Origin of the sequence: Photorhabdus sp. S10-54 (assembly GCF_963878145.1) — a bacterium.
GTDB classification, from domain to species: Bacteria; Pseudomonadota; Gammaproteobacteria; order Enterobacterales; family Enterobacteriaceae; genus Photorhabdus; species Photorhabdus kayaii.
Genome location: NZ_CAWNXG010000051.1, coordinates 20147 through 29109, shown reverse-complemented (window position 1 = coordinate 29109; position 8963 = coordinate 20147). Strand labels below are relative to the sequence as shown.

The 8963-nt window shown below is 40.3% G+C and carries 6 protein-coding genes; all 6 read right to left on the bottom strand.

From position 1 onward, the window contains the following. Positions 1–93: 93 nt before the first annotated feature. Entirely contained in the window at positions 94–468 is a 375-nt protein-coding gene (locus AACQ83_RS20300) for an MFS transporter (RefSeq protein ID WP_240000870.1), read from the bottom strand. Between the two features lie 13 nt (positions 469–481). Then, entirely contained in the window at positions 482–2227 is a 1746-nt protein-coding gene (locus tag AACQ83_RS20295; RefSeq protein ID WP_112879379.1) for a thiamine pyrophosphate-binding protein, read from the bottom strand. Between the two features lie 426 nt (positions 2228–2653). Further along, the gene (locus AACQ83_RS20290; RefSeq protein ID WP_205068669.1) at positions 2654–3010 is read right to left on the bottom strand and encodes a hypothetical protein; all 357 of its coding nucleotides are present in this window, start codon (positions 3008–3010) and stop codon (positions 2654–2656) included. Between the two features lie 19 nt (positions 3011–3029). Beyond that, positions 3030–3380, bottom strand: coding sequence for a hypothetical protein (locus AACQ83_RS20285; protein WP_240000869.1), 351 nt, complete (start codon positions 3378–3380; stop codon positions 3030–3032). Positions 3381–3863: 483 nt separating this feature from the next. Then, complete coding sequence (locus AACQ83_RS20280; RefSeq protein WP_112879377.1) at positions 3864–7550, bottom strand: AAA family ATPase; 3687 nt, start codon at positions 7548–7550, stop codon at positions 3864–3866. Continuing rightward, positions 7547–8782, bottom strand: coding sequence for an exonuclease subunit SbcD (sbcD, locus tag AACQ83_RS20275; RefSeq protein WP_112879376.1), 1236 nt, complete (start codon positions 8780–8782; stop codon positions 7547–7549). Before sbcD ends, AACQ83_RS20280 begins: the two co-directional genes overlap by 4 nt. Positions 8783–8963 lie beyond the last annotated feature (181 nt).

The window sequence follows — 8963 nt, the reverse complement described above, 5'->3', positions numbered from 1 at the left end:
GTTTCTTTCACAACGGATAAATGTTCAATCAGGGTCATATGCAAACGATTAGAAGAGAAATAAGGTTCATTAGATCATGCCATTACTTCTCATTCAAGAGGTGTTAAAAAAGTATGCTCGCGCCCTGCTAATAACTGGGCATCCACCTGCGCCAATTCCCGTCAGGAGTCTGAATAATGAGAGTGTGTGAAATGATTCTGCGGTAGAAGTTAGATAGTTACCAACAGCAGAAAATAATAAGGAAAATATGATTACAGGAATACGCCCGTATTTATCAGAAAGTGGGCCATAAAAAATCTGAGATACTGCAAAACCAAGGAGATAATAAACAACCAAGCTCTGTGCCTGATTGTCTGTTATTGCGAGCGCCATTTTTATAATGGGAAGTGCTGGATTATAGAGGTCTATAGAAAACAATCCGAGTACTAAGATAACGCACGAGTTGATGATAATTAGCTTTGATTTCATGCCATTGCTCCTTTCATACAAGAGGGAGTATTTTTATGCGTCCGTTGTATTCCTTATTTGGCGTAGCGTGTTGGCTATCACATTTGATTTCAATCAAAAAAGGAGCGTTTTGCTGCATAATCCCGGCTAGGCACTCCTGTAATTGTTCAGGAGAATTCACGCAAAAGCTATTTACCCCTAATCCCTTAGCCAGTTGACACCAATCATAATTAGGAATTTTCGTTAGATCTGCTCTGTTATCTTTATTATTAAAGTAGCTTGCGGCATAAGAGGCATTGTTGAAGACAATAAAAAGTATATTACGATGGTATTTTGATGCAGTGGCTAATTCCATTCCCTGCATTAACATACAACCATCACCTGTGATCACCATACATTTCCTGTCCGGTGCTGCGAAGCTAGCGCCTATTCCGGCTGGAATACTCCAGCCCATAGGCCCGAGTGTCGTAGCGGATAAGTATGCTTCAGGTCTGCGGGCGACCCAATAATGACCAAAGAATGAACGGTGCGCGCCAGAGTCTACACTGACAATTCCATTTTCTGGAAAATGTTCTTGGAGAATATTGATATAGGATGCGGGGTGTCTTTTTGCATCACCTGTTGCACTAAAATCAATAGGAAAATATTTGGGAACGGTACTGAGGTCTTTTACCCATTTTTCCCGTGTTAGGCATCCAGATATGAGCGTGTTATGGTAGTACTCGCCAAGAGTGTCTAGAAAAGCACTACTATTTGCAGTAATCCCACAAGTAATATCAAGGTATTTACCAAGATATTCAGGATTTGTATCAACCTGAATAGTTCTACCAGAAAGTTGTAATTCTGGAGACCAGAGCATTGTACTCCATTGGGTTGTATCTACCCCCAATAAAATAATGCCCTCCAATCCCGGATCTTTAAATGCTTCAATAGCTCTGGGGCTACCTGAATAACCATAAATACCGAGCGACAGAGGATGATCCTCTGGAAATATCCCTTTACCACTAAGTGTTGTTGCTACTGGAAAATGATACTTTTCTGCAAATGCTAACAACATATCAGCAGTTTCAGATGTTTTACTGCGTAACCCCGCGAGAATAATGCAATTATGATTTTTTCTTATTAATTGTTCAAGTTTAGGTGAACATATTTTATTAATATCTACTGGGCGATTTTTCCAGGAATCAGAAACAGTTGAACTAATATCGGGGCGGCTTCCATCATATTCATTTAAAATTTCCTTACTTACTCCCAGATACACTGGACCTCTTTCAATTCCTTTCATTGCCCTGAGTGATTCTCTCAGAAACTGACTGATTGATTGACCAGCTTTAGCTTCAAATGTTGCACGAGTTACTGGAGAAAAAATTACTTGTTGATTAATCCCAGATTGGGTACTGTCCTGTAAAACATTGTGCATTTCCATTGTCGATGAAATTTGTCCAGCTAAAAGTAAAACAGGGAAATTATCTGTATAGGCAGAAGCTATACCTGTCAGAGTATTCGTAACACCGGGACCACCAATGACCAGACATATACCAAAATTATCAGAGACACGGGCATATCCTTCTGCCATATAAGCAGCCCCCGTTTCACAGGCGGTAACTACTGGGGCAGGAAAAACATCTAATACTGAATCATTATCTTTCGGGTAGCATTTCATGAATGCGTTTATGAGTTTGCCTGGCACCATGAAGAGATGAGACGCACCTAACTGGCGTAGTTGCCTCAATATATAAGATGCTCCACTTTCTTTCTGCTTATGATCTAAATATGTCATAGTTCATAGCCCTATAAAGTGTATATTTTGTGTTTTCATTATTTCTAATGAATCTTGATGAAATGAGTCCGGGTATCGAACATTAGGCATATCTGCAAAATAAGGTTTCGGACTTTTGGGCAAATAATCGGAAACATGCATACTATGTTGTGCACGATCCCGAAGATATTGTAGGTATAGTTCATTATGTTGCTCTGATGCAGAAACTGTCCACTGTAACGCTAATTTTGTGTTGTCAGGCACTTTATCAGGATAAGTACTTCTGTGAGTTATTCTATTATCCCAAAGAACGAGATCACCAGCCTTACTCATGATCACTTTTTCGTATGCTTGCGGAGTATTTAGCATATTCTTCACAGTGGTTTGATTCAGTCGATGAGAAAAAGGGATTAATGTTATTCCTCCTCCATAATCAGGATCATTATCCTACAAATATATAGCACATTGCATAAATTGTAATGGTGCATCTGGATTGATTACCTCATTCGATAAAAAATACGCATCATTGTGCCAAGGGATATAAACACTCTCCCGAATAGTAAAATTAGGAAATAAAGAAAAAGATTTCCTAAAAATTTCCTTGATAACTGTAACTGATTTATCATCCAAAATAGCATGAAATACTTCAGTGTTTTTTAATATATCTGTTGGCAAAAGAGTAGAAAGATTATTTATTTTTGATGTTTCTGTATAAAAATCCCTGATAATTTCAATTTCTTCTTTTTCTATTGCTTCAGGTATTACAACATAGCCCATTTCGTGTATTTTTTCCTTGACATTCATATTGATAACCTTATCTAAATTAATAAACCGATTCTGATTGGAAAATCATTTCTTCGAACGTAATACCAAGTTGCTCAAATTCTTTAAAGAAAGAAGGGAATGAACAATGAACATCTTCATAACCATCAATAAAATTAGCTTGTTGGCAACGTAATGATGCTACAAATAAGGACATAAAAATACGATGATCCCCCCAACTGGAAAGCCTGCAATTTCCTGAATAGGATGGTGCTCCATGAATTTCAAAACCATCATAAACACCATTTATAATCAAAGGCTGAATGTTGACACCCAACTTTTGTAATTCTTGTACCATTGCTTTTATTCTTGGTGATTTGTGAAGGCGGGTAATATACCCGTCATCTTTCAAGTTGCCTCTTTGTTGGCTGCACTCACTCACACCGGTCACATCGTTATCTATGCTCCCGGGGATTCGCTCCCTTGCCGTCGCGATGCATCTTGAAATCCATAGGGTATATATGATGAAAGAAACTTTATTTTTTAAAAAGGGTTGTCAACGGCTTGTGAGTTATTAAGCTGTTAAACTTGGTTAAAACCATCGTCTTTAACAAAACCTGTGGACTTCTCCCTCCTGAATGCTAATTGTGAGTAAAACGCGTTTTTAATATTAGGGGAAAGAGGGATAGCAAACAGCTCGAAGAATTGTCATTTCGTTGGGCGTTCTTGTTTCTTGATGTATGTTGGCGAGAGCAAGTCACGCAGTACATTCAAAACCAGCAAGGGTAATGCCTTGTCGAAATTTCCTTCCCGCCTTTATGCTGGCGGGAGTATCCTTTTAAGGAAAAAATAACGGCATTCAGTTCACTTTGGGAATACTTTTTATTGTTTTCCGCTATTGTTTACCATAACGAAACTCAGGTGAGAGTTTACTTATCCCAAGCCCATTAATTTTTTTCACTTTAATTTGCACGGGTATCCGCTCTTTCATGGCTTCGATGTGGCTGATGACTCCAATGGTTTTACCGGAAGCATTTAAATGATCCAGTGCATCAAGAGCAATATCAAGGGTTTCTGGATCAAGTGTGCCAAAGCCTTCATCCAAGAACAGTGAGTCAATACTGGTTTTATTGCTGACTAAATCAGATAGCGCTAAAGCCAAGGCGAGGCTGACCAGAAAACTTTCGCCACCGGAAAGCGTTTTGGTATCACGAATAGCATCGGCTTGCCAGGTATCAATCACTTGTAGTTCAAGACCATCACTGTTTTTACGTTGCAAATCGTAGCGTCCGTGCAATTTTTTCAGCCGTTGATTGGCGAGATGAACCAAATGATCCAGTGTTAATCCTTGAGCAAAGCGACGGAATTTAGCGCCATCAGCCGAACCAATCAGATTATTAAGATAACTCCAGTCATCATAATTTTGTTGGCAATGGCTGATCTCTTCCAATAAGGATTTTTGCTGTTGACGGCGTATTGCATCATTACCAAGCAGGTTTTTCAGCTCTCCTTGTTGTAAGGTGTTTCTTTTTAGCTCATCAGTAATGTTTTCCAACTGTTCGGTCAGTTGTGATTTTGTATATTGATTAAGTAACTCAGGGCGATTTTTCCGATGTTGTTGCAGAGTTTCTGCTGCTTTCTGACATAGGGCGTTGGCTTGTATCTGTTGTTGTTCAAGCTGTTCTTTGAGTTGTTGCAATTCCTTACGTTGCTCTTGCGATAATAGCGCCGATTCAACGGCATGCTGATCGGCAAATGGGCTCTTTGCTAATGCAGCATTGAAGTTTTGTTCTGCCTGCTGTTTTTGTTGCTCAGACTGGTTGTAGTTTTTTTCTGTCTCATTAATGGCGCCGGTCAGTTGGCTAATATTGGATTGTGCCTGTTGCAGATGTGATTGTGACTGTTTGTACGCTTCTTCCAGTTGTTGAGATTGTTGTTGTAATGCCTGAGTGATGTCCGTAACAGATTGCTTACCAAATAGTTGTTGGCGCTGTTGTTGTGCTTCTGCGAGTTGCTGTTTCTGCTGCTGTGCTGTTTGATTAAGCCCATTTAAACGGCATACATATTCTTCTTTCTGTTTATGCAATGATTCAATCTGATTTTGAATGACCGCTTCTTCTTTTTGGATCTGTTGCCAGTTTTCATGACAGTTTTGATATATCTGCCACTCCTCTCTACGTTGTTGCAGCCAGTTTTCAGTATCATTCAGCATTGGCAGGGATAAATTATATTGCTGTAATTCTGACGTCATTTTTTCGATGACATCAGTTAGTTTACACTGCTGTTGTTGTATCTCTGGCTGCAATTCAGATAAGTGTTTTTTCAGTACATTGTGTTGATGTTTACTCAGTTCAATATTTCGTTCAATTTCTTTAATGCGTTCTTGATGAACAGTCAGTGTTTTTTCTGTTTTTTGGTACGTTTTTTCTGTTAGTTCAAGTTCGGTTAATTGAGTCTGGCAAAGCTGATAAGCAGATTGGTTTTGTTGCACAAATAGTTCAAGAGCGGGTTTATCCGAAAGAGAAATTTCGATCTGTAATATTGCGCAGGTTTCCTGCCATTGTTGCGTTAATATATTCAATCGTGGTTCAGCATCAGCAATTTCTTGCAAAATATGGTCGTATTGTTGCTGTTGGAACTCTTTTTTATTAACCAATGATATTTTGGTGGCTTGCAGCGCTTCAAATTGCTGGCGTAAATCTTTTAACCGTTGTTCTGATTTTGGCAGTTCAATATTTTGATAATCCTGAATTGCAGGATGATGTTCAGCACCGCATAGTGGGCAAGGAGAACCTTCCTTGAGCTGTGCCCGCTCTTTTTCCAGACTGACAATCTTTTGTTCTAACTGAATACGTTGAGTAAGATCGGCTAAATGTTGCTGTTTGTCTGAGAGTTGTTTATCGATGGATTCAATTTGAACAGGAAGTTCCTTTAATAATTTTTTCGGTTGTTGTAAGCGAATATGATGGCTGGCAATAGCGGCTTGTAATTGCAAGATTTGCGGCGACAGGATCTCCAGTTTATGTTGCAGCGGTAGCTGTTCCTGATATTGAGTTAATTGTTTTTTTAATTTCTCTGGCGAATATTGTTTTTGCAGAGTAGAAAATTGTTGCTTGGCCTGCTCAAATGCCAATTCCAGCGGTTGGTTATTTTCAATTTGTTGTTTTAAGTCTTCCCTTTGTTTGTTCAGGTTATTGTTAAGTTGCGTGATTTCGGCAGTGAGCTTGCCAACTTTTTGCGTTTGGTGATCAATTTGTTGTTGGTGTTCTTGCCGCCAAGAGAATTGGTGTTGCCAAAAAGCCAGTTTTTCGCCGAAATATTGATGATAAGGTTGTTGCTCGAAATAATTTTCCAGTTGTTTTCTTTGATTGGTGAATGATAGGGCGCGCTGATTTGCTGTGTCATATTGTTGACAACGGTTTTCAAGCGCGGTTTTCTGCTCGTTGATTTGTTGCTGAGTAAGATTGAGCTCTTTAATCTGTACCGCAATTTGATGATCTAATGGAATCACCTGTTCTGTTATCAGCTTTTCTTGTTGTTGCCGGTGTTGTTGATACTCTGCTCTGGCAGAATCTGCATGAGTCACCTTTTGCTGTATCGGCGTGAGCGTCTGTTGTTGTTGATGAAGTTGCTGACGCATCTCCGCCAACTGTTTGCTGATTCTCTGATGTTCATATTGCGTTCGGTTTTTATCATCCAACAATGGGCGCAGTGTTTCTGCGGGTTCACTGCTAGCCAGTTTTTGCAGTTGCGGCTCTGCATGAGTAAGCGCTTTTTCTGCCTGCTGTAGGGAAGCGTTGTTTTCAGTAACAAGTTGCTCAAGTTCTTCCGCTTGTGTCAGCCATTGTGCCGAATGTTGTAATGTTTTTATCTGCTGATTGAGTTGTGATTCTGCATGGGTGAGTTGTTGCTGTTGTTCCAGATGTTGTTGATACTGCTCTGCCGTTAGCAAATCAATGGCGGACGCTTTGACTTGCAGAATATCCAGCTCTGACTGTGCTTGTTTATGTTGTTGGTAAATTTGTTGGGATAAAATTCCGTAAATTTCAGTGCCGGTTAACTCTTCCAATAAATCAGCCCGTTCGTTTGGCTGAGCATTGAGGAAAGCAGCGAAATCTCCTTGGGATAGCAATATGGATTTGGTGAAACGGCCGTAATCTAATCCAGTAATTTCAATGATTTTTTCTTTCTTGTCCTGGATTTTATCGGCCAGAATTTTACCACTGCTGCTAAGGGCGAGTTCCACTTTAGGGGCTTGCAGATTGCCATTGGGTTGATTACGCGCTCGCCGTTGGCTCCAGAAAGCACGATAAGCGACACCTTTCATTTCAAACTCCACTTCAGCCAATGATTCCGCAGTGTGTCGGGTCATCAGCTCATTTTGTGAGGTAGAAATCGTCAAGCGTGGGGTTTCGTGATAAAGCGCAAGGCAGATCGCATCCAATAAGGTGGTTTTACCCGCGCCGGTAGGACCGGTTATGGCGAACAAACCACTGCTGGCAAACGGTTCTGCTGTGAAATCAATTTTCCATTCACCTTGTAATGAATTGATGTTTTTTAGCCGTAGACTCAAAATCTTCATGCCTGCTCCTCCTTGTTTTTAGCCTGATAGATATCGTTCAGTGTTTGTTCGAAAAGGGTGGTCAGACGTTTTTTATGTTCTTCATCTTCGAGTGCTGATTGTGCAAGCCGTCGGGCAAAAACTTCGTTAACGCTAAGTTCTGTCAAAGTTTCTCTGTCTTCTTGTGCTAGCCTATTTTGTTGCTGTGTTTTACTACGTCGTAGCAGAATGACTTCGACAGGAAGCTCTGCAACCATTGATCGAATCCTTTTCTGGATATCATGGAGGTAATCTTGGGTTGCAACTTCAATATCCAGCCAGACGGGTTGTTCTCCTTGATAGTTATTAAAAGTTTGCAACTGTTGTTCAATGTGTTGCAGGTTACCCTTGATTAGTTGCATGGGCTGATATTGCGGAATGGATAAAAGCTTGATGGATTCCAGTTTGTCTTGAATAAATTCCACCAAACAAACACTTTTCTCTTGCCCGACTTCATCGAAACTAAGAGGAATAGGGGAGCCGCTGTAGCGAATATGTTCAGATTTAGCCACTATTTGTGGCCGGTGAATATGCCCAAGCGCAATATAGTCTACCGGCGGGAAAGCTTGCGCCGGGAAGGCATCCAATGTACCAATATAAATATCCCGCACCGAATCTGTAACAGTGGCGCCAACGGTCGTCAGATGCCCGGTAGCAATGATAGGTAAGGGCAAATTCAATTCATCACGTAATTCACATGCTCGCTGATAGAGTCGATGATAGTGTTCTGCAATAGCTTCTTGTAATACGAGTTGTTTTTGTTCTCCTGACTGACCAGCCTGGCTGATCATAATATCTCTTGGCCGCAGAAAAGGGACTGCACAAAGAATTGCACCGGTATTGCCTTGTTTGGTGGTGAGTACTTTTATCTGTTTTTGTTGATCTTTTTCTGCGTGAGCAATAACGGTGGTATTTAGGCAGGAAAGGAGTTCTTTTGATTCATTTAATGTTGCTACTGAATCATGGTTACCACCAAGGCTAATTAACTGACAGCCGGTCGGTTGTAGTTCAACGACAAAGCGATTATATAGTTCACGGGCATAGCTAGGCGGTGAGCCCGTGTCAAATACATCTCCGGCAACAATTAATGCATCGACCTGATAATGTTCAATCTGTTTAATCAGCCAGCGCAGAAAATGTTGATGTTCAGCAGCCCGGCTTTTTGTAAAAAAATATTGGCCAAGATGCCAGTCCGAAGTGTGAATAATACGCATATTTTCGCCGTCATTGGTTAAAGTGAAGCATGATTATAATCGCTATATTCTGGATGTCGCTTTTAAATCTGATTTCGTGAATATATCTTCGAGCGGCTTCGCATTCATTATGAAATATGACAATTGTTAAATTAATTATTGCGAAATCGATTGCAGATAGAGGATAACCAAGGCAGGATTT

Coding starts and splice junctions, on each gene's coding strand:
- AACQ83_RS20290 (WP_205068669.1), bottom strand. CDS start 3,010: ATGAATGTCAAGGAAAAAATACACGAAATGGGCTATGTTGTAATACCT.
- sbcD (WP_112879376.1), bottom strand. CDS start 8,782: ATGCGTATTATTCACACTTCGGACTGGCATCTTGGCCAATATTTTTTT.
- AACQ83_RS20295 (WP_112879379.1), bottom strand. CDS start 2,227: ATGACATATTTAGATCATAAGCAGAAAGAAAGTGGAGCATCTTATATA.
- AACQ83_RS20300 (WP_240000870.1), bottom strand. CDS start 468: ATGAAATCAAAGCTAATTATCATCAACTCGTGCGTTATCTTAGTACTC.
- AACQ83_RS20280 (WP_112879377.1), bottom strand. CDS start 7,550: ATGAAGATTTTGAGTCTACGGCTAAAAAACATCAATTCATTACAAGGT.